Annotated in this window: 18 protein-coding genes and 1 other RNA gene; 6 read left to right on the forward strand and 13 right to left on the reverse strand. The window is 53.5% G+C overall.

Annotated features, from left to right (window positions below; translation table 11 throughout):
- The first annotated feature begins 212 nt into the window (after positions 1–212).
- Entirely contained in the window at positions 213–1,622 is a 1,410-nt protein-coding gene (locus tag ACLJRU_RS03160) for an EAL domain-containing protein (protein WP_038393950.1), read from the forward strand.
- A gap of 49 nt (positions 1,623–1,671) precedes the next feature.
- On the opposite strand, the gene ffs is transcribed toward ACLJRU_RS03160, so the two are convergent.
- An RNA gene (gene ffs / locus ACLJRU_RS03165) (signal recognition particle sRNA small type) lies at positions 1,672–1,768 on the reverse strand.
- 84 nt (positions 1,769–1,852) lie between these two features.
- Between ffs and ACLJRU_RS03170 the strand changes: the two genes are divergently transcribed.
- Complete coding sequence (locus ACLJRU_RS03170; protein ID WP_000961285.1) at positions 1,853–2,242, forward strand: MGMT family protein; 390 nt, start codon at positions 1,853–1,855, stop codon at positions 2,240–2,242.
- Positions 2,243–2,274: 32 nt separating this feature from the next.
- Here the strand turns inward: ACLJRU_RS03170 and ACLJRU_RS03175 are convergent, their stop codons facing one another.
- The gene (locus tag ACLJRU_RS03175; protein WP_000779802.1) at positions 2,275–2,844 is read right to left on the reverse strand and encodes a YbaY family lipoprotein; all 570 of its coding nucleotides are present in this window, start codon (positions 2,842–2,844) and stop codon (positions 2,275–2,277) included.
- 214 nt (positions 2,845–3,058) lie between these two features.
- Between ACLJRU_RS03175 and tesB the strand changes: the two genes are divergently transcribed.
- Positions 3,059–3,919 carry an acyl-CoA thioesterase II gene (tesB, locus tag ACLJRU_RS03180; RefSeq protein ID WP_000084176.1) on the forward strand — a complete coding sequence of 287 codons (861 nt, stop codon included), beginning with the start codon at positions 3,059–3,061 and terminating at the stop codon, positions 3,917–3,919.
- Between the two features lie 99 nt (positions 3,920–4,018).
- Here tesB and amtB read toward each other — a convergent pair whose 3' ends face one another.
- The 5 genes from amtB to decR all read right to left on the reverse strand — a co-directional run bounded on the left by amtB (position 4,019) and on the right by decR (position 9,951).
- Positions 4,019–5,323 carry an ammonium transporter AmtB gene (gene amtB / locus ACLJRU_RS03185; RefSeq protein WP_000684923.1) on the reverse strand — a complete coding sequence of 435 codons (1,305 nt, stop codon included), beginning with the start codon at positions 5,321–5,323 and terminating at the stop codon, positions 4,019–4,021.
- A gap of 31 nt (positions 5,324–5,354) precedes the next feature.
- Positions 5,355–5,693 carry a P-II family nitrogen regulator gene (glnK, locus tag ACLJRU_RS03190; protein WP_000780341.1) on the reverse strand — a complete coding sequence of 113 codons (339 nt, stop codon included), beginning with the start codon at positions 5,691–5,693 and terminating at the stop codon, positions 5,355–5,357.
- A 212-nt stretch (positions 5,694–5,905) separates the two neighbouring features.
- Complete coding sequence (locus tag ACLJRU_RS03195; protein WP_001256071.1) at positions 5,906–7,687, reverse strand: SmdB family multidrug efflux ABC transporter permease/ATP-binding protein; 1,782 nt, start codon at positions 7,685–7,687, stop codon at positions 5,906–5,908.
- Positions 7,680–9,452, reverse strand: a complete 1,773-nt coding sequence (locus ACLJRU_RS03200) for a SmdA family multidrug ABC transporter permease/ATP-binding protein (RefSeq protein ID WP_001539329.1) — start codon at positions 9,450–9,452, stop codon at positions 7,680–7,682. The genes ACLJRU_RS03195 and ACLJRU_RS03200 overlap by 8 nt, the downstream gene beginning before the upstream one ends.
- Before the next feature lie 40 nt (positions 9,453–9,492).
- Positions 9,493–9,951, reverse strand: coding sequence for a DNA-binding transcriptional regulator DecR (gene decR, locus ACLJRU_RS03205; protein ID WP_001539328.1), 459 nt, complete (start codon positions 9,949–9,951; stop codon positions 9,493–9,495).
- A gap of 111 nt (positions 9,952–10,062) precedes the next feature.
- On the opposite strand from decR, the gene cdsH reads away from it, so the two are divergent.
- Positions 10,063–11,118 carry a cysteine desulfhydrase gene (gene cdsH / locus ACLJRU_RS03210; protein ID WP_000987850.1) on the forward strand — a complete coding sequence of 352 codons (1,056 nt, stop codon included), beginning with the start codon at positions 10,063–10,065 and terminating at the stop codon, positions 11,116–11,118.
- A 49-nt stretch (positions 11,119–11,167) separates the two neighbouring features.
- Here the strand turns inward: cdsH and cof are convergent, their stop codons facing one another.
- The gene (gene cof / locus ACLJRU_RS03215) at positions 11,168–11,986 is read right to left on the reverse strand and encodes an HMP-PP phosphatase (RefSeq protein ID WP_023235420.1); all 819 of its coding nucleotides are present in this window, start codon (positions 11,984–11,986) and stop codon (positions 11,168–11,170) included.
- A 100-nt stretch (positions 11,987–12,086) separates the two neighbouring features.
- On the opposite strand from cof, the gene ACLJRU_RS03220 reads away from it, so the two are divergent.
- Positions 12,087–13,787: an SgrR family transcriptional regulator gene (locus tag ACLJRU_RS03220; RefSeq protein WP_001238164.1), complete on the forward strand. Its 1,701-nt coding sequence runs from the start codon at positions 12,087–12,089 to the stop codon at positions 13,785–13,787.
- Between the two features lie 64 nt (positions 13,788–13,851).
- Positions 13,852–14,547: a 7-cyano-7-deazaguanine synthase QueC gene (queC, locus tag ACLJRU_RS03225; protein WP_000817214.1), complete on the forward strand. Its 696-nt coding sequence runs from the start codon at positions 13,852–13,854 to the stop codon at positions 14,545–14,547.
- A 105-nt stretch (positions 14,548–14,652) separates the two neighbouring features.
- Here the strand turns inward: queC and fadM are convergent, their stop codons facing one another.
- The 5 genes from fadM to lon form a co-directional block, all read right to left on the reverse strand.
- Positions 14,653–15,051, reverse strand: a complete 399-nt coding sequence (gene fadM, locus ACLJRU_RS03230; protein WP_001194543.1) for a long-chain acyl-CoA thioesterase FadM — start codon at positions 15,049–15,051, stop codon at positions 14,653–14,655.
- Positions 15,052–15,154: 103 nt separating this feature from the next.
- Entirely contained in the window at positions 15,155–15,529 is a 375-nt protein-coding gene (locus ACLJRU_RS03235) for a helix-hairpin-helix domain-containing protein (protein WP_000680322.1), read from the reverse strand.
- A 149-nt stretch (positions 15,530–15,678) separates the two neighbouring features.
- Positions 15,679–17,550 carry a peptidylprolyl isomerase gene (gene ppiD, locus ACLJRU_RS03240; protein ID WP_000969434.1) on the reverse strand — a complete coding sequence of 624 codons (1,872 nt, stop codon included), beginning with the start codon at positions 17,548–17,550 and terminating at the stop codon, positions 15,679–15,681.
- 290 nt (positions 17,551–17,840) lie between these two features.
- Positions 17,841–18,131: a nucleoid-associated protein HU-beta gene (gene hupB, locus ACLJRU_RS03245; protein ID WP_254888479.1), complete on the reverse strand. Its 291-nt coding sequence runs from the start codon at positions 18,129–18,131 to the stop codon at positions 17,841–17,843.
- Positions 18,132–18,321: 190 nt separating this feature from the next.
- Positions 18,322–20,676 (reverse strand): endopeptidase La, encoded by a 2,355-nt coding sequence (gene lon, locus ACLJRU_RS03250; RefSeq protein WP_001067723.1) that lies wholly within the window; start codon positions 20,674–20,676, stop codon positions 18,322–18,324.
- Positions 20,677–20,760 lie beyond the last annotated feature (84 nt).

The following is a 20,760-nucleotide window of genomic DNA, read 5'->3' on the forward strand; positions in this document are numbered from 1 at the left end:
ATTATGTTATAACATAACAATAAAATACGCTATCAATGCTCCTTTTTCAACCGGTAAACATTCACGATCTCTTCCTGGCGGCAAAAGCAACGTGGCGTAACGCGTTAGTCTGGCCCCTGTATCTGTAAAATCGATAAAATAGCTTTATCATTCAAGGGCGCGATTTACGATCGGATATACTTTCTCTACGCTGTGTTTATAAGGACATCACTGTGACAACACGACATCTGGTCAGCCTGGTAACGGGAGTGCTTATCCTGTCTGTCCTTTTCCCGATAGGATTGAGCCTGTGGCTGGCGCACCGTCAAGTTGAAAAAAGGTTTAACGAAGAGCTGGATATCTTCTCGTCCCGGGTGGCGCTACGTACAGAAAGGGTCAGTGACCAGGCAAAAGCCGCGTTAACGCATATTGCCTCCTTTAAAGGCGAGCCCTGCAGCAGCGCCCATTTACTCGCCATGCGCCGCGTGTCTTATAGCTTTCGGTATGTCCAGGAAGTTCTGTATCTTAAAAATTCGATTCCCGTTTGCTCCTCACTTGAAAAAGAGAGCCATATTCCCGCTTTCCCTCCGCCCATGAAAATCACTCGCGACGGTTATCGCGCCTGGTTTACGGCGCAAAACGATCTGGGTATAAAACGCTATATGGCGGCACTCGGGAGCGACAGCTATATCGTGATGATCGACCCGGCGTCCTTTATCGATGTGATTCCGTTTGGCGCATGGCCGATTGACGTCGCTATTATTGGCCGGGAACGCAATACTGTGGTTGCCAGCAGCGGTAACCTTGACCCCGCTATTCTTCCGCTCATTCACCATGAGACGCCCCTGCGGCTGGAAAACCGAGGCATTCAGTGTGCTATCCACCCCTTTCCGGAAATGGGCATTACTATCGTAAGCTGGGCACCGACCGCTCCGCTGGAAAGGAGCTGGTATCGACAGGCGTTTATCTGGCTACCGGCGGGCATCGTAACGGGTCTGCTGGCCGCGGCCTTTATTCTGCGTATTTTGCGTCGGCTACAGTCGCCCCGCCACCGTCTCCAGGATGCGATAGACAATCGCGAAATTAACGTACACTATCAGCCTATTGTCTCCCTGAGCAGCGGAAAAATTGTCGGTGCCGAAGCCTTAGCTCGCTGGCAACATATTTCAATCAATCTTGAGGCATCCGATCTGGCGTCGGAAACGTTGCCGACGCTGTTAAGCACGCTGCTGAACCGTAACCAAATTTCTCCGTCGCAAATCGCGCTTGAGTTAACGGAACGCGAGTTCGCCGATCCGAAAACCAGCGCGCCAATTGTCGCCAGATACCGTAACGCGGGACATGCAATTTATATTGATGACTTTGGCACCGGCTATTCCAGCCTCAGCTACTTACAAAATCTGGATGTGGATGTCCTTAAAATTGATAAATCTTTTGTCGATGCGCTGGAATATAAAAACGTCACGCCGCATATTATTGAAATGGCGAAAACGCTCAAACTTAAGATGGTCGCAGAAGGCATCGAAACGACCAGGCAAGAACAGTGGCTACGCCAGCATGGCGTACATTATGGTCAGGGCTGGTTATACAGTAAGCCCCTACCCGCTACGGCATTTATTCTTTGGGCGGAACAGCGGCTATAACGTCGCACAGCAGAAAAGAACAGTATGGAGAGGCACAAATGGGTGGGGGCCCTGCCAGCTACATCCCGGCACACGCGTCATCTGCCTTGGCTGCTTCCTTCCGGACCTGACCTGGTAAACAGAGTAGCGTTGCGGGAGAACCAACAGAGCCCCCATTGAGAGCGTTGTGAACCAACGCGCAGGCGCATTATCACTGCTATATCGTGCAATTGCAACCCATCAGGCATCGGATGCTGGTTTCTTGCGCATCCGGGCTTTCCTCCCCCCTTATTCCAGATTATCCTGAAGCATTAACGCAGGATTCTATTATGGATATTCAGGACACATTTCCTCAACGCGTCTGGCAAATCGTCGCTTCGATCCCGGAAGGGTTTGTCACGACCTACGGCGATGTCGCCCGGCTTGCCGGTTCCCCTCGGGCAGCGCGTCAGGTCGGCGGAGTTTTAAAACGTCTGCCGGAAGGCAGCACTTTACCATGGCATCGGGTGGTGAACCGCCACGGCGCAATATCACTTACCGGGCCGGATCTACAGCGGCAGCGTCAGGCATTACTGGCGGAAGGCGTGGTGGTGTCGGGAAGCGGACAAATCGATTTACAACGCTATCGCTGGGTGTATTAACCCTCTCCGTAACGGAGAGGGTTGGCGCAGGATTAATACTGGGTAGGCGCAGGAACGGCAGAAGACGGATTGACCTGGGTCGGCGAAGTCGATGGAACCGTCGTCGTCGCACCACCGCTGGCCTGCACAGGCACCGCCGTTTGCTGTACCGGTACCAGCGTCAGATCCGCTTTAGTGCCGCCATTGTTAATCACCGGTTTCACGCTATCGGTAATAAATACCAGCTTATTGTCAACGGTGATGGCCGCGCTCAGGAGAATACGCGCGTTAGGTTGAATATCTGATGGGTTAAACGGCAACACAAAACTGAAAGGCGCCTGTTTACCTTCGGTACGTACCGCTTTTTGCGACAGCACCTTAGACGGCGCATCAGCCAGCGAAGCATCTGAAAGCGTCACGGTCAGCACCGCATCTGGCGGCAGAGCGACCTTCTGGCGGATCCAGACGGTACCGGAAACATTGGGTTGCTGAATAGTAGACTGGTTAGCTGTAATCGACATGTTAGGGTTTGGCGCAGGCGTCTGGATATCAGCGCTTTTATCAGCGCAGGCCGCCAGAGATATCGCAACCGCTAAACCACTTACGATGTGCACGAGTTTCATTCAATTCTCCTTATCATCAATGCACCAGCAGGCCTTTCCCCCCGCCGGAAGAGTGGTTAACAGAAACATAACGTGATTAAGTGTGGCACATGTCACTCATTTTTGCCTGGAATTGGTCTGTTATTCAGACTTTTGTACCCATCGGACCACTTGCAAAATTGCGTTATACTCTGCCCTACCTCGCTTCGGCATCGTTGTCACCTGGAGAGTATGTATGAGTCAGACACTGAATAATTTGCTGACATTATTGAATCTGGAAAAAATTGAAGAAGGACTCTTTCGGGGCCAAAGTGAAGACTTAGGGCTGCGCCAGGTATTTGGCGGTCAGGTGGTGGGCCAGGCGCTCTATGCCGCCAAAGAAACGGTGCCGGAAGCGCGACTGGTGCATTCATTCCACAGTTATTTTCTGCGGCCAGGCGACAGCCAAAAACCCATTATCTATGACGTAGAAGTGCTGCGCGATGGGAACAGCTTCAGCGCCCGCCGCGTTGCCGCTATTCAGAACGGGAAACCCATCTTTTATATGACCGCCTCATTCCAGGCGCCGGAACCGGGTTTCGAACATCAAAAAACCATGCCGACGGCAGTCGGGCCGGAAGGACTACCGTCAGAAACGGAAATCGCGCAATCGCTGGCGCATTTACTGCCGCCGATTCTGAAAGAAAAGTTTCTCTGCGATCGCCCGCTGGAAATTCGTCCCGTCGAATTTCACAATCCGTTGAAAGGTCACGTCGCCGCGCCTGTGCGTCAGGTATGGATTCGCGCCAACGGCACCGTTCCGGATGACATTCGCGTCCATCAATATTTACTGGGATACGCCTCGGATCTGAATTTCCTTCCCGTCGCGCTTCAGCCTCACGGCATCGGTTTTCTGGAAAAGGGCATTCAGATCGCCACTATCGATCACTCTATGTGGTTCCATCGCCCGTTCAATTTTAATGAATGGCTACTTTATAGCGTGGAGAGCACTTCCGCCTCCAGCGCCCGGGGCTTTGTTCGCGGCGAGTTTTATACTCAGGATGGCGCGCTGGTCGCTTCAACCGTGCAGGAAGGGGTAATGCGCAATCACAATTAAAAAACATGCCGCTATGCGGCGTTAATGGCCTGATGACGCTGCGCTTATCCGGCCTACGGTAAACTGGATAAGCGCAGCGCCATCAGGCATGTTGCGCAATCACGCGTTATACGCATTCTCGCCGTGACTGTTCACATCCAGCCCCTCGCGCTCCTGCTCTTCCGGTACACGCAGTCCAACAAGGATATCCGCCAGTTTGTAACCAACAAACGCGACAACGCCGGACCAGACGACCGTAATAGCAATACTTTCCAGCTGTACCATCACCTGATGTCCCATCGTAACGCCGTCGACAAAGCCAACGCCGCCCAGCGAGCTGGCGGCAAAAACGCCGGTCAGGATACAGCCGACTATTCCGCAAACGCCGTGAACGCCAAATACGTCGCACGGATCATCTACCCGTAGCAGACGTTTAAGCATGGTGACTCCCCACAATCCCGCCAGACCCGCAATAACGCCGATAACCAGCGCGCCGCCAACGCCAACATAGCCACAGGCTGGCGTCACGCCGACCAGACCGGCAATCGCGCCGGAACACGCTCCCAGCAGGGAAGGCTTACCGCGTAGCGTCCACTCGCCGATAATCCACCCCAGAATCGCGGCGGCGGTCGCCACCACGGTGTTCACAAAGGCCAGCGCTGCTATCTCGTTTGCGCTACCGGCAGAACCCGCGTTAAATCCAAACCAGCCGATATACAGAATCGCAGTACCGGTAAAGACCATCGGCAGGTTATGGGGTTTAAATGCTTCCTTCCCAAAGCCGACGCGTTTGCCAATTAAATAAGCCCCCACCAGCCCAGCGATAGCGGCGTTAATATGCACCACTGTACCACCAGCAAAATCCAGCGCGCCGTGAGCAGCCAGCAGGCCGCCGCCCCACACCATGTGCGCAATCGGGATATAAGAGAGCGTGAACCACACCACAACAAAAATCAGTACCGCCGAAAAACGAATACGCTCCGCCAGCGCGCCGACAATCAGCCCGACGGTAATACAGGCGAAAGATCCCTGAAACGCGACATGAATATACTGATAAATCGTCCCCGTTACCGCCGTCAACGCGATATTCTTCAACATCGCCCCATCGGCATTACCGAAAAAATGATTCCCTTCGCCAAAAGCCAGCGAATAGCCGTACACCACCCATAAAATACAGACCAGCGCAAAGGTGACGGTCACTTGCGTTAACATTGACAGCACGTTCTTGGCGCGAATTAATCCGCCGTAAAACAGCGCGATACCCGGTATCGTCATGAACAGCACCAGCGCGGTGCAAATCATCATAAAAGCACTATCCGCTTTATCGGCAACCGCCGGCGCGGCTATCGTTAGCCCAGGCAGCAGCGCCAGTGAAGCCAGTGAAGCCAGTGAAGCCAGTGTGGTTTTTATCATCGCTATCTTCATTTTTTCATTTCCTGTTGCTGTGTGGCGGGTCTTACAGCGCTGCTTCGTCAGCTTCGCCGGTACGAATCCGAATAACGCGCATGAGCTCCGCGACGAAAATTTTGCCGTCGCCAATTTTTCCGGTGTAAGCCGCTTTACTGATGATATCGATCACCTCTTCCAGTTGGTCGTCGGCGATAGCCACATCAATTTTGACCTTCGGCAGGAAATTCACGCTGTACTCCGCGCCGCGATACAGTTCGGCGTGTCCTTTCTGACGGCCAAACCCTTTCACTTCGGTGACGGTCAGTCCCTGAATGCCAATGGAAGAAAGCGCCTCCCGCACGTCCTCCAGCTTGAACGGTTTGATAATCACAGTAACCAGCTTCATAGAACCCTCCAGTCAGAATTAGGTAACGGCTGCCGCCGCGCATGGACTCTTCAGGATGGATATTGCAAAGGATGTGCCAGAAGCTGGCGAGCGAGGAAAAGCGCGGTTAGCGGCGCGTCTTTATATTGACGCGCCCCAAAATCGAAGCAGGGAAAGAAAAACGCACCATGACGGTGCATGATGGGCGAGGTTTTGCTCTGTGGCGCCAAACCTTACGCCGCAGGGCCGGATTCTTCGTGTACGCTGGCGGCTAACTCCTCGCCAACTAACTGTAATTGATACATTTGCCAGTAGCGCCCTTGCGCCGCCAGCAATTGTTGATGCGTCCCGCGCTCCACCGCCTGGCCGCGATGGAGAACCAGAATGGTATCCGCCTCCACGATTGTCGATAGCCGATGGGCAATAACCACCAACGTGGTGCGCTCGCGAATCGCCGCCAGCGCCTGCTGTATCGCCTGCTCAGTGCCGGAATCGATGCTGGCCGTCGCTTCATCAAGAATTAATATTTGCGGGGCGTCAACCAGCACGCGCGCCAGCGCCAATAGCTGTTTTTGCCCGACGGACAGCGTATTTCCCTGCTCGCCGAGATGCGTATGCAGCCCGTCGCTCAGGCCGCGCGCCAGATCTGCCAGTTGTACCGTTTCCAGCGCCTGCCACACCTGCGCCTCGGAGACATCGCGCCCCAGCGTCACATTAGCCAGAAAGGTATCCGCCATCACTACCGGGTCCTGTTGAACCATCGCCACGCCCTGGCGTAAAACGCGATGATTAAGAGAGGCGATTTCTCGCCCATCCAGCCGAATTTCGCCTTGTGTCAGGGGGTAATACCCCATTAATAAGCTGGCGAGCGTGCTCTTCCCGCTGCCGGTGTGCCCCACCAGCGCCACAAAGCTACGGGACGGTACTGATAGCGTAATGTCCTGTAAAACAAGATTATCGTCGCGGTAAGCAAACGACAGATGATCAATATCAATCGCCCCGCTTTGTAACGGCCTGTCGTCGCTGCCATAGCGCTGGCGCGGGCGATCCATCAGTTCAAAAACACGCTCTCCCGCCACAACCGCCTGCTGTAGCATGGATTGCTGGGTGGTCAGTTCAATGAGCGGCTCGTTCAGACGTGACAAATAGCTAATGAACGCATACAGCACCCCGACCTCAATCGTGCCGGCAGACGTAAAGCTGAAAAGCATCAACAAACCGCATAAAATGAGCGCGGAAAAGAGGCTAAGCAGCGGACGCAATAAAAAGCCGTCCAAGCGCAGCGTCTGCATCCGCGCCATGTAGTGCGAGCGGCTGGCCTCGCCCATGCGTTCGCCGAAGCGCGCCTGCTGGCGAAACTGCTGGATTACGCTCATCCCATTGATGATTTCGTTAAAGCCGTCGTTAATATCCGCCAGGTATGCCCGCACGCGGCGTACAATCGGCGTGCTGTAGCGCTGATAAATGATCATCACGGTCAATACCGCCGGAAAAATCAAAATCGCTACCAGCGCCATCCGCCAGTCAAGGCTGAACATAGCGACCAGCATGGCGCCGATCAACGCCGCGCTACGTAATACCGTTGCGACGACCGTGACGTACAGATCGCGGATGACTTCCGTATCGTTGGTCACACGTGAAATTAATTGTCCGACAGGCTGCGTGTCGAAGGCGCTTAGCGGCTGGCGCAAGGCGGCATCCATGACGTCCGTGCGCAAGGACTGAACCACGCCAACGGCCGCCCGGTTAAATAATAAAGACTGGGCGTAATGCAGACCCGCCGCCAGAAATTGTAGCCCTACATAGGCGGCCGCCAGCCCCGCGACCTTGCCCAACGGTAAATGGTGGCGGGCCACCATGTTATCAATGAAATAGCTGATCAGCAGCGGACCGCTAACCTCCGCCGCTGCCGCAATCCACAGCATCATCACCGCGACAGAGAGCGGTTTTCGCCATGGCGAGCCATACGCCAGCAACCGTTTCAGCGTCGGCCATAGCTGTCCAAAACTACGCATTCGCCGCCTCCTCGCCGCGTTCCGGCGCGTCATCCAGAGCGGCCTCCAGTTGCTGATAGCGATACATATCGCGATACCAGCCAATCTGCTGCGCCAGTTGATTGTGATCGCCGCGCTGAACAACATGACCATGTTGCATAACGATAATTTCATTGGCGTCGGTCAGCGCGGATAAACGATGCGCGCTGATGATAACCGTACGCCCTTCGCCCCACTGGCGCAAATTATGCAAAATCTGATGCTCTGTACGACCATCTACTGCTGAAAGCGCATCATCGAGAAGCAGAATTTCCGCATTTAACAGCAGCGCTCTGGCAATCGAGATACGCTGTTTTTGCCCTCCCGATAACATGACGCCACGTTCACCTACCTGCGTGTCATAGCCCTGTGGCAAACGGAGAATATCCTCATGTACGCTGGCTAAACGCGCCACCCGTTCAATCTCCTCTTGAGTCGCCTCCGGGCGTCCGAGCGCAATATTATTGGCAATAGAGTCCGAGAACAAAAACGGCGTCTGGCTGACGACCGCCAGTCGGCTACGCCAGCTATCCAGTTGCAGATGCGTCAACGGCATGTCATGGAATCGGATTTCTCCCTGCGTCACATCAAAATGGCGCTGGATAAGCGACAATATTGTGCTTTTCCCCGCGCCGGTCGGACCGCATATCCCCAGCATCTGACCCGGTTTAAGACGAAAGTTCACATTCTCCAGCGCCGGATGCGTCGTTTGCGGATAGCAAAACTCACGAATGGCCGCCGTCAGTTCGCCACGCCCCGCCGGGACCGGCTCTTCGCCATCCTTAACTACCGGCGCTTCCGCCAGCATGGCGCGGATGCGGCTGTAAGCGGCGCTACCCCGCTCCACGATATTAAACATCCAGGCCAGCGCCAGCATCGGCCAAATCATCAACCCCAGATACATCATAAAGCTGGTGAGTTCGCCCAGCGTCAGGCTGCCGTTAACCACCATCCAGCTTCCGCCGCTAATCGCAAGCAGGTTCGCCATGCCAATGGCGATGTAAATGGTTGGATCAAAACGCGCGTCAATACGCGCCACGCGCATATTTTTCTTGCCGGTATCTTCGGCATCCGCCGCAAACAGCGAAGACTGGCGGTCCTCCAGACCAAACGCTTTGATCATACGGATGCTGGTCAGACTCTCCTGCGTGCGGTCGTTCAGGCTGGAGAAGGCGACCTGCGCCAGTTTGAAATAGTCATGCAGCCGATCGCCGTAACGTTTGATCATCAGCGCCATCACCGGCATCGGCAACAGAGCTAATAGCGTTAGCTGCCAGCTAATTTGCGTCGACATGACAATCGGTACCGCACAGCCCATTACCAGCGAGTCAACCAGCGTCAGAACTCCCTCGCCCGCCGCAAATACGACGCGATCCACATCATTCGTCGCGCGCGCGATAAGATCGCCCGTCCGATGGCGCTGATAAAATTCAGGATGCTGACGACTCAGCTGGCGATAATAATCCTCACGCAGTTCAACGGCTAATTGATAAGAAGCGCCAAATAGCAGCACGCGCCAGACATAGCGCAACAAATAGACCACTACGGCGATCAGGGCAATGGTGCCAATCCACATCGCTATTCGGCCTGGAGTAAAATGCTGTGCGGTTACGCCATCCACGACAATCCCCACCACTTTAGGCGGGATCAGCTGAAGCATCGCAATAAGCATAAGCAGAGCCACCGCGCCAAGATAGCGACTCCATTCCCGGCAAAAGTACCAGCTTAATTGAGCAAATAATCGCACGCGTTATTTCCTGATATGATTTCCGGCAATACCGGGAGAATTATTCAATGGGCAGAGAGGTGGTGTACTTAATCTGTTCCATCGCAAAACTGGAGGTGACGTCTGACAGTCCTGGGACGCTATTGACCAGACGTTTATAGAAGTCGTCATACCGCTTCATGTCGGCCACCTGAACTCGCATCAGATAGTCGTATTTCCCCGCCATCCGCCAGAAGCCAAGCACTTCCGGCATCTCAGAGACGACTGTCACGAACCGACAGTACCATTCACTGCTGTGGTGCTGCGTTTTTATCAACACAAAAGCGGTTAATCCCAGCCCCAGTTTTTCCGGGTCCAGCAGCGCGACCCTGCCAAGCAGGATACCGTCATCTTCCAGGCGTTTAAGCCGCTTCCAGCAAGGCGTTGTCGTCAGATTAACGGCATCCGCCAGCGCCTGCAAAGAGAGGGTACAGTCCTGCTGCAATAAGCAAAGCAGTTTACGGTCAATTTTATCTAACATACCCACTCCATAGAGAATATTTTTCTCCTTACATTGTAATTTAAAGGTCAAATAGCAACAATTTTTCCGTACTTTTCGCTACTCTTGGCACAAAATGATAAATGGATATTAATGATGAGTAGCAATTGGGTTAAAAATGCCATTAATGAAATTAACGCTGACCACCAGCGCTCGGCGGATACGCATCTTATTCGTTTGCCCCTGTCGGCATTTCCAGGTATCCAGCTTTACCTGAAAGACGAAAGCACGCATCCCACCGGTAGCCTCAAGCATCGTCTGGCGCGCTCGCTGTTCCTTTATGGGCTGTGCAATGGCTGGATTAAAGAAGGCACTCCGATTATTGAAGCGTCATCAGGCTCAACGGCGATTTCCGAAGCCTGGTTCGCGCGTTTACTGGGACTGCCGTTCATCGCCGTCATGCCCGCCTGTACCGCAAAACGTAAAATCGAACAGATTCAATTTTACGGCGGCCACTGTCATTTTGTGGAGAGCGCCTGCGAAATTTATGCCGCCTCCGAGCGGCTGGCGCATGAACTGAACGGTCACTATATGGACCAATTTACCTACGCAGAACGAGCTACCGACTGGCGGGGCAACAATAATATTGCCGACAGTATTTTCCGCCAGATGCGCAACGAACCCCATCCAGTACCGCGATTTATCGTCATGAGCGCCGGAACGGGCGGAACCTCTGCGACGATTGGGCGCTATATTCGCTGCCAAGGCTATGATACTCAGCTCATGGTGGTGGATCCGGAAAATTCCGTCTTTTTACCTTACTGGCAGGATCGCGACGCTTCATTACGCAGCCCGGTGGGCAGTAAAATTGAAGGAATTGGTCGTCCGCGAGTAGAGCCTTCTTTTATTCCGGATGTCGTGGATGAGATGCTGCGCGTGCCGGACGCCGCCAGCGTTGCCACCGCACACTGGCTGGAAACGCAGCTAGGCCGTAAAGTCGGCGCCTCTACCGGCACGAATATGTGGGGAGCGCTGCAGCTTGCGGCCCGGATGCGCGAGGCTGGAGAAACCGGCGCTATCGTGACGTTATTGTGCGATAGCGGCGATCGCTATCTGGATACCTATTACCATCCGTCCTGGGTTAGCGACCATATCGGCGATTTGACGCCGTGGTCAGCGGCCATCGCAAAATTACTTACCGGCGACTAAAAACCAAAAAAAAGCCAGACTGAATGTCTGGCTTGCTGGAAGAGATCTCTCATTCGGGGGAATAAGGTAGATGCGGATTGTCCAGCCAATGCGTCAAAAAGTGTGATACCGCTTGATTACCACAATGTCCGATAACCGAAAGGTGTGGCAGCGCGGCGATAAGCTGCGGCATGGCATTGCCCATAATGAGCCCCCGCCCGACGCTGCCAAGCATTTCCCGATCGTTCATCGCGTCGCCAAACGCCATGCAATCTGCCAGTGAAAGCCCTAAATGGTTGCTCAATACCGCCAGCGCCGATCCTTTATTGCACCCCAGCGGTAGCACTTCCAGGCAGTCGACGGCAGAGAAACAGAGGTGCGCGCGTTCTTCCAGCGCCTCATTGAGCTGAATGCGCAAACGGATCAGATCGTCATGATCGCCGCAAAAACAGATCTTCGTCACCTGATGGGCCGGTATGCTTTTTATATCGATAACCTGATAACGAAAGCCGCTGTAGACGTGCGCCTGGAGTAGCGCGGGGATCTCCTGGCCTGTAAACCAGCCGTTGTCATTAAACACATGCATACTGGCTCGGGTATCCCAGGCATGGTGCATCACCGTATCGGCAACCTGAGGATCGAGATCCTGACGATGCAGCACGTCGCCTTCCAGAGAGTGAATTCGCGTCCCGTTACTGGTAATAAGATAAGCATCCAGTGATAGCGTCCCCAGAATATGCCGCATCTCCAGCACATGACGACCCGTAGCGAATGTCAGGGTGATATCGCGTTCGCGCAGACGCGACAGCGTGGCGATCGTTTCTCTACCCAAATGGTGATCGGGCATTAATAACGTGCCATCCATATCAAATGCTGCCAGACGGGCCATCTCTTTCTCCATACTGTGACGCGGTTAACTTGTTGTTCAGTATTACCTGAGATATACGGAAGTAATAGTGAACAGATAAAAGGAAGTGTTCCGGGTTTCTATGAGGCTACTGAATCGGCTTAATCAATATCAACGCCTCTGGCAGCCTTCCGCCGGGGAAACGCAACATGTCACCGTTAGCGAACTGGCCGAACGCTGTTTTTGTAGCGAGCGCCATCTGCGAACGCTGCTGCGTCAGGCCCAGCAGGCAGGTTGGCTAAGATGGGAGGCGCAGTCCGGGCGCGGGAAACGTGGACGGCTCCAGTTTCTGGTCACGCCGGAATCGCTCCGCACCGCCATGATGGAACAGGCGCTGGAAAAAGGGCAGCAGCTCAACGTACTGGAACTGGCGCAGCTGGCGCCGGGCGAGTTACGGGCGATGCTCCAGCCTTTTATGGGCGGCCAATGGCAAAACGATACGCCGACATTGCGTATTCCCTACTATCGTCCGCTTGATCCGCTGCAGCCGGGTTTCCTGCCAGGACGCGCGGAACAGCATCTCGCAGGGCAAGTTTTTTCCGGGTTAACGCGCTTCGACCGCGACAGTCAATATCCTTGCGGGGATTTGGCGCATCACTGGGAGGTTTCCGCCGACGGTTTACGCTGGGATTTTTATATTCGCTCCACGCTGCACTGGCATAATGGCGATGCGGTGGACACCGCGCAGCTACACGAACGCCTGGAAAGGCTGCTTACCCTACCGGCGCTAAGCAAATTGTTTATTAGCGTCGCACGGATCGAAGTAACGCATCCTCAGTGCCTGACCTTTCTCCTTCACCGACCTGATTACTGGCTTGCGCATCGTCTGGCGAGCTATTGTAGCGGTCTGGCGCATCCTGACCTGCCGCTTATCGGCACCGGTCCTTTTCGCCTGGCGTTGTTCACGCCGGAACTGGTGCGTCTGGAAAGTCATGACCATTATCACCTCAGCCATCCGCTGCTGAAAGCGATTGAATTCTGGATCACCCCGCAGCTGTTTGCCCAGGATCTGGGCACCAGTTGCCGCCATCCGGTGCAGATTGCCATCGGCAAACCGGAAGAGCTGGCGACGCTGAGTCAGGTAAGTAGTGGTATCAGTCTTGGCTTTTGTTATTTAACCCTCAAAAAGGGCTCACGGCTCAACGTACAGCAGGCGCGGCGTCTGATACATATTATCCATCATACTTCGCTGCTGAAAACCTTGCCAGTAGATGAGAACTTGATTATGCCAAGTCAGGGGCTGCTACCCGGCTGGACAATCCCGCAATGGCAGGACGTTGATGAAACGCCATTGCCGAAAAAACTTACCCTGGCGTATCACCTTCCCGTAGAGCTGCATACGATGGCGGAACAACTTCGACATTACCTGGCGACGCTCGGCTGTGAGTTAACGTTGATTTTTCATAATGCCAAAAACTGGGATAACTGCCCTGCGTTGACGCAAGCGGATCTGATGATGGGCGACAGGCTGATCGGCGAAGCGCCGGAATATACGCTGGAGCAGTGGCTACGTTGCGATCAGATCTGGCCGCATGTCCTGGACGCACCTGCGTTTTCCCATCTGCAGGCTACGCTTGACGCTCTGCAAATTCAGCCCAATGAAAAAGATCGCCGCGCCGCGCTACAACAAGTTTTTGCCAACCTGATGGATGATGCCACACTTACGCCGCTGTTTAATTATCACTATCGCATCAGCGCCCCTCCGGGCGTTAACGGCGTTCGGCTCACCCCTCGCGGCTGGTTTGAATTTAGCGAAGCCTGGCTTCCGCCGCCTTCGCCGTGAAGAAGCTGGTCGGGATTATCCGTACGCGTTACCATATTGGCTTTCGTCATTGATCAGGATAACTATGAAACGCGCCGTTGTTGTATTTAGTGGAGGTCAGGACTCCACCACTTGTCTGGCGCAAGCGCGGCATCAGTATGATGAAGTGCATTGTGTCACGTTTGATTATGGTCAGCGCCACCGCGCAGAGATTGATGTCGCACGGGAGCTGGCGTTAAAACTTGGCGCACGCGCGCATAAAGTGCTGGATGTCACTTTGCTGAACGAACTGGCGGTCAGCAGCCTGACGCGGGATAGCATTCCGGTGCCGGACTATGAACCGAACGCTGACGGTATCCCCAATACTTTCGTACCGGGACGCAATATTCTCTTTCTGACGCTGGCGGCGATTTACGCTTATCAGGTCAAAGCCGAGGCGGTGATCACTGGCGTTTGCGAGACCGATTTTTCCGGCTATCCAGACTGTCGCGATGAGTTCGTCAAAGCGCTGAATCACGCGGTGAATCTGGGCATGGCGAAAGATATCCGTTTCGAAACGCCCTTAATGTGGATTGATAAAGCTGAAACCTGGGCGCTGGCCGATTATTGGGGCCAACTGGATTTGGTTCGCGAAGAGACGCTGACCTGCTATAACGGCATTAAAGGCGATGGCTGTGGTCATTGCGCAGCCTGTAATCTGCGCGCTAACGGCCTGAATCATTATCTGTCGAATAAAGCGGCGGTGATGGCGGCAATGAAGCAAAAAACCGGGTTAAGGTGATTGTTTTGCCGGATGGCGGCGCATGCACCTTATCCGGCCTGGCGATATTCACCATGGTCAATATCGCCAGGCCGGACAAGTTCAACGCCATCAGACTGCGAAGCGTTATTGCACCATCTGTTCCAGCTTTTCACGCAATTCGCCTTCCAGCGGCAGCGCTTTTTGCGTTTTTAAATCAATACAAACAAACGTGATGAGCGCATCGGCCACCACCTGCCCTTCTGGCTCCAGCGTAATCGTCTGGCTTAATACGCCGCTTTTACCGTTAAGCTGTTGTACCTGGCTGGTCACGGTCAATAGATCGCTCAATACCGCCGGGCGACGGTAATTTATATTGATGTTTACCACCACAAAGGCAATATTGCGGGCCGTCATCCACTGAAAGCTGTCGCTGTTTTCCAGACCATCCCAACGGGCCTCTTCCAGAAACTCCAGATAGCGGGCATTATTAACATGTTGATAAACATCAAGATGATATCCACGAACTTTGATTTGTGTTTGCATAGCGCAATAACCTTACGTTGTTGTTATAAGTAAACGACAAGTACAGAGGTCATAACTGGTATGACCTCTACAGTCTGGCAAATTTTGGCCACTGTGCAAGTGATTACAATGTTAAAACTGCCAGATTACGCTCCACCAGCGCGCTTCCCATTCCCGGCACCTGCTTTAAATCATCCACCGTTTTAAAAGGACCATACTCCTCCCGATAGCTCACAATAGCCTGCGCTTTTTTCAGCCCAACGCCGTTCATCACCCGCGCCAGATCCTCCGCAGACGCGGTATTAATGCTCACCCTGGTACCTTCATCATCGCTGGCTTTAGCAGGTAATGCCGCTTTGGCGGAGGATGAAGAAGGCGTATCCGCTTTTGTTTCCACCGCTGCATTTTTTGCGACAGGCGTCGCCGCCAGCGCGCTATGGGCCATGCCCGCGCAGGTTAAAGAAAGCGTAATAAGCAGTGCTTTAATTCCGTGTTTCATACTGTTTTCTCCTTGTTTGTTAACAGTGCAGCCACGATAGCGGGGCGGAGAAAAACGAACAAACGGCAATTCTCAGAAATGGAAAAGGCCGCGAAAGCGGCCTTTGTGGGATACAACGTTTTGCAATTTTTTGCGAAGCGCCTCGACGATTACTGCTGTTCCAGAGCGTCGCCGATTTTGATTTTCGCCTCTTTACGCAGATTGCTCATCAGCGCCTCAAAGACAATTTGCGCATTGTTCTGCGTGATGCCCTGCACCATCGCTTTTTTCTGCGCTTCCGGCATGGCGCCCGCTTTCACCTCGTCAAACGCCAGCAGAACGACGTTACCCTGCATATCGTTCGCCACGCCATAAACTGGCTTATCTTTCGTCGGAAGGCTTAACGCAAAGGCCGCCTGACTCACCGGATCCTGACTGGTACGACTTAACGTTTTAGGCTCGCCAAAACTCAGCCCCGCCGCTTTCATCGCTTCCGCGCCTTTGCCCGCTTTCAGCTCGACCAGCAGTTTTTCCGCATCCAGCTTCGCCTGTTGTTCCGCTTTGTTATGCTTCACCAGGGCAGTGACCTGTTCCTTCACTTCTGCCAACGGCTTCACGGCTTCAGGTTTATGTTCGCTCACGCGCACGACAAAAGCCCGGTCGCCATCTACGGTGATAATGTCTGAATTCGGCCCCGGCGTACCGTTTTCGCCCACCAGACCGCCATTAAAGATAGCATCGGCTACCGGTTTGAAGTTCAGCTCTTCCGGTAAGGTGTCACGGCTAAACCAGCCGGTTTCAACGGCTTTTACGCCAGCGACCTGTTCAGCGCCTGCTAACGACTCATTGTCGTTGCTTGCCGCATCGCTCACTTTCTGCTGCAACGCATAGTAAGCATCCAGCGCTTTTTCTTGTTTCACTTTCGCGGCAATGTCGTCGCGAACCTCGCTTAACGGTTTCACTTTGGCAGGCTGAATATCATCCAGACGCGCCACCAGAAAACCGACAGACGACTTAATCACGCCAGATATCTGGCCTTTTTCTTTTAATCCGGCGTTTTTCAGTTCCGGCACCGTGGCAGACTCTTCCAGCCAGCCCATATCGCCGCCATTACGCGCAGAGATGATATCGGTAGATTTCTCTTTCGCCAGCGTGGCGAAATCTTCGCCCTTGTTCAGCGCATCCAGTACCGCTTTCGCATCATCTTCCGTTTTGGTCTGAATAATGCTGTAACGAATACGCTCCGGCTGAGTAAACTGATCTACATGCTGGTCATAATAGGCCTGAATATCCGCATCGCTGACCGGTGCCTGCATCGTCGCGGCATCCAGCTTGATATAGCTTACGCGGAACTGTTCCGGCGTCATAAAGCGGACTTTATTCTGATCGTAGTAGCTGGACACTTCCTGATCGGTCACCTGCTGCTTCGCCGCCAGCGCGTTGACATCAATAACGGCTTCACGCACCACGCGCTGTTGAGAGACTAATGCCGCCAGTTCGTCGGTTTCCCCTTTCAGCATAAAATCAGTACCGGCCACGCCGTTGATCAGTTGCTGAGTGGTAAGCTGGTTACGCAGCGCCTGAGCGTACTGATCGGCGGTCATTCCCATCTGATTCACAATCGCGTTATAGCGGTTGTTGTCAAACTTACCGTCCACCTGAAAAGCGGGAGTGGCGAAAATCGCCTGCTTTACCTGCTCATCGCTGATGCCCAGTTTCAGTTCGCGGGAATATTGATCCAACAGCGCTTCATCTATCAGACGATTCAGCACCTGCTGGCGCAGGCTTTTCATATAACCTTCGTTGGCCGCCAGTTCAGAATACCTGTCGCCCAACTGCTGCTGCATACGGTTACGTTCGTTATTAAACGCATTCTCAAACTGTGCCCGGCTGATTTCCTGGCCATTCACTTTTGCGGCGTAGTTATTGCTTCCGCCAATCAGGTAACCACTAACGCCGGTCAAAATGAACGACACGATAATGATAACGAAAATAATCTTGAGCACGAGACTGTTTGCAGCCGTGCGTAAGCTGTCCATCATGGTGTAACCACACTCCGCTGTAGGTGACTTTACACTTTATCTTTCAGGCGGCTTCTCCGCTGGCTACCGAGTGATTCGCTCAGTCGCCGCGTCGACGCAACCTGAATGATTTGCGTATAGAGACTTCACGCGCATCGCATTTTCTGAACGCGGCGCACAAAAGCCTATTGTGACAAGAAACGAGGGCAATTGTCAGCCCGCAACGCACAGAAAGTCCCGAATCGCCAATAAAAAAGGCACATCAGTTGATGCGCCCTTGTACTTTGTCACATCCCCCGAGGGGATCACGCTTAGTTTACCGCGTCTTTCAGCGCTTTACCTGCACGGAAACTCGGCACTTTGGCAGCGGCGATGGTGATCTCTTTACCTGTTTGCGGGTTGCGACCAGTACGGGCAGCACGCTCTTTAACAGCAAAAGTACCAAAGCCTACCAGTGCAACGTCATCCCCTTCTTTCAGAGATTCGGTAACAGAAGCAATAATCGCATCTAACGCACGTCCAGCCGCAGCCTTAGAGATATCAGCCCCTGCAGCAATTTTTTCGATCAGTTGAGATTTATTCACTCTTCTCTTCCTCTTTATAATTTATATCGCACCTGAATCCTTCGAAGTACGACCGCGCAGCAGTTATATCAGGCCTGCCACGCCCTTACAACACCCGTTAATGGTGGCAGACCCAATCAACCATCTAAATTAGCTATACAAAAAAAGGCTGGCAAGTCCGAAATAGCCTGCCAGCCCTGTTTTTATTAGCGCTATTTGCGCGAGGTCACTATTTTGCGGTTACAACCTGCATTCCAGACGGTTCGTTTTGCAGAGCAAGCGTCAGAACTTCCTCAATACGCTTAACCGGGTGAATATCCAGATCGGCAATGACGTTGTCCGGAATTTCCTCCAGGTCACGTTTATTTTCGAATGGAATTAAGACCGTTTTAATCCCGCCGCGATGCGCCGCCAACAGTTTTTCTTTCAGGCCGCCGATCGGCAACACCTGACCACGCAGCGTGATCTCGCCGGTCATTGCCACATCTGCGCGCACCGGATTACCGGTCAGGCAGGAAACCAGCGCGGTACACATCGCGATACCGGCGCTTGGACCGTCTTTCGGCGTTGCGCCTTCCGGCACGTGAACGTGGATATCGCGTTTTTCGTAAAAGTCCGGATTAATACCCAGTTTTTCCGCGCGCGCACGCACCACGGTCAGCGCCGCCTGAATGGATTCCTGCATCACTTCACCGAGCGAGCCGGTGTAGGTCAGCTTGCCTTTGCCCGGTACGCAGGCGGTTTCAATGGTCAACAGATCGCCGCCCACTTCCGTCCACGCCAGGCCCGTCACCTGACCTACGCGGTTTTCGCTATCCGCGCGGCCATAATCAAAGCGCTGCACACCGAGGTAGTCGTGCAGATTATCGCCGTTAATTTCGATATGTTTTAACGACTTATCGAGCAACAGTTGTTTAACCGCTTTGCGGCACAGTTTGGAGATTTCACGCTCCAGACTACGAACGCCCGCTTCACGCGTGTAATAGCGGATAATACCGATAATCGCGCTATCGTCGACCGTCAGTTCGCCTTTCTTCAGCGCGTTACGCTCGATCTGCTTCGGCAGCAGGTGACGTTTAGCAATATTCAGCTTCTCGTCTTCGGTATAACCGGACAGACGGATCACTTCCATACGATCCAGCAGCGGCGCCGGAATGTTCATGGAGTTGGAAGTGGCGACAAACATCACATCGCTGAGATCGTAATCCACTTCCAGGTAATGATCGCTGAACGCCACGTTCTGCTCCGGATCCAGCACTTCCAGCAGTGCGGAAGCCGGATCGCCGCGCATGTCAGAAGACATTTTGTCGATCTCATCGAGCAGGAACAGTGGGTTTTTAACCCCCACTTTGGCCATTTTTTGGATCAGTTTACCCGGCATAGAGCCAATGTAAGTCCGGCGATGACCGCGGATTTCCGCTTCATCACGCACGCCGCCCAGCGCCATACGGATGTATTTACGCCCTGTTGCTTTAGCGATGGACTGGCCCAACGAGGTTTTACCTACCCCCGGCGGCCCCACCAGACACAGGATCGGCCCCTTGATTTTATTTACACGGCTTTGAACCGCGAGATACTCAAGGATGCGGTCTTTCACGCGCTCCAGACCATAATGGTCAGTATCGAGGATTTCCTGCGCCTGACGCAGGTCTTTTTTGACCTTGCTACGCGCATTCCACGGCACCTGCACCATCCAGTCGATGTAGCCGCGCACCACGGTCGCTTCCGCCGACATCGGAGACATCATTTTCAGCTTCTGCAGTTCCGCTTCCGCTTTCTCTTTCGCCTCTTTCGGCATTTTCGCCGCGTCGATCTTACGCTTCAGCGCTTCGTTTTCGTCCGGCGCGTCGTCCATCTCGCCAAGCTCTTTCTGAATCGCTTTCATTTGCTCGTTCAGATAGTACTCGCGCTGGGATTTCTCCATCTGCTTTTTCACGCGGTTGCGAATGCGTTTCTCAACCTGCAGCAAATCGATTTCAGATTCCATCATCGCCATCAGATATTCCAGACGTTCGTTAACGTCGGACATCTCCAGTACGGACTGTTTATCCGCCAGTTTCAGCGGCATATGCGCGGCGATGGTGTCAGCCAGACGTGCAGGGTCGTCAATGCTATTGAGTGACGTCAGCACTTCCGGCGGAATTTTTTTGTTCAGCTTGATGTAGCCTTCGAACTGGCTGATAGCGGTACGCACCAGCACTTCTTGTTCTCGCTCATCAATGGCTGGCGAATCAAGGTACTCCGCCTTCGCGGAGAAATGTTCGCCGTTGTCAGACAGCGCGGAAATACGCGCGCGCTGTAACCCCTCGACCAGCACTTTTACGGTGCCGTCAGGCAGTTTCAACATCTGCAAAATAGAGGCCACGGTCCCGACGGTGAAAAGATCGTTTACACCCGGCTCATCCGTTGATGCTTCCTTCTGGGCGACCAGCATGATTTTTTTATCATGGTCCATAGCCGCTTCCAGACAACGGATAGATTTTTCCCGCCCTACAAATAAGGGTATGACCATGTGCGGATAAACCACCACATCGCGCAAGGGCAATACGGGGATTTCAATGCGTTCAGAACGCTCAGGATTCATAGAGCTCTCTCTTAGTTTAGTGTCCGCCAGGTAATCAGATAGTATAGCTGTGCTCCATACCACCTATAACATGTACGTCAGTAT

The organism is Salmonella sp. SAL00653 (assembly GCF_046552515.1).
In the GTDB taxonomy this organism is placed as follows: domain Bacteria; phylum Pseudomonadota; class Gammaproteobacteria; order Enterobacterales; family Enterobacteriaceae; genus Salmonella; species Salmonella enterica.

Coding starts and splice junctions, on each gene's coding strand:
- ACLJRU_RS03170 (WP_000961285.1), top strand. CDS start 1,853: ATGCTGGTTTCTTGCGCATCCGGGCTTTCCTCCCCCCTTATTCCAGAT.
- ACLJRU_RS03175 (WP_000779802.1), bottom strand. CDS start 2,844: ATGAAACTCGTGCACATCGTAAGTGGTTTAGCGGTTGCGATATCTCTG.
- tesB (WP_000084176.1), top strand. CDS start 3,059: ATGAGTCAGACACTGAATAATTTGCTGACATTATTGAATCTGGAAAAA.
- amtB (WP_000684923.1), bottom strand. CDS start 5,323: ATGAAGATAGCGATGATAAAAACCACACTGGCTTCACTGGCTTCACTG.
- glnK (WP_000780341.1), bottom strand. CDS start 5,693: ATGAAGCTGGTTACTGTGATTATCAAACCGTTCAAGCTGGAGGACGTG.
- ACLJRU_RS03195 (WP_001256071.1), bottom strand. CDS start 7,687: ATGCGTAGTTTTGGACAGCTATGGCCGACGCTGAAACGGTTGCTGGCG.
- decR (WP_001539328.1), bottom strand. CDS start 9,951: ATGTTAGATAAAATTGACCGTAAACTGCTTTGCTTATTGCAGCAGGAC.
- cdsH (WP_000987850.1), top strand. CDS start 10,063: ATGATGAGTAGCAATTGGGTTAAAAATGCCATTAATGAAATTAACGCT.
- cof (WP_023235420.1), bottom strand. CDS start 11,986: ATGGCCCGTCTGGCAGCATTTGATATGGATGGCACGTTATTAATGCCC.
- ACLJRU_RS03220 (WP_001238164.1), top strand. CDS start 12,087: ATGAGGCTACTGAATCGGCTTAATCAATATCAACGCCTCTGGCAGCCT.
- queC (WP_000817214.1), top strand. CDS start 13,852: ATGAAACGCGCCGTTGTTGTATTTAGTGGAGGTCAGGACTCCACCACT.
- fadM (WP_001194543.1), bottom strand. CDS start 15,051: ATGCAAACACAAATCAAAGTTCGTGGATATCATCTTGATGTTTATCAA.
- ACLJRU_RS03235 (WP_000680322.1), bottom strand. CDS start 15,529: ATGAAACACGGAATTAAAGCACTGCTTATTACGCTTTCTTTAACCTGC.
- ppiD (WP_000969434.1), bottom strand. CDS start 17,550: ATGATGGACAGCTTACGCACGGCTGCAAACAGTCTCGTGCTCAAGATT.
- lon (WP_001067723.1), bottom strand. CDS start 20,676: ATGAATCCTGAGCGTTCTGAACGCATTGAAATCCCCGTATTGCCCTTG.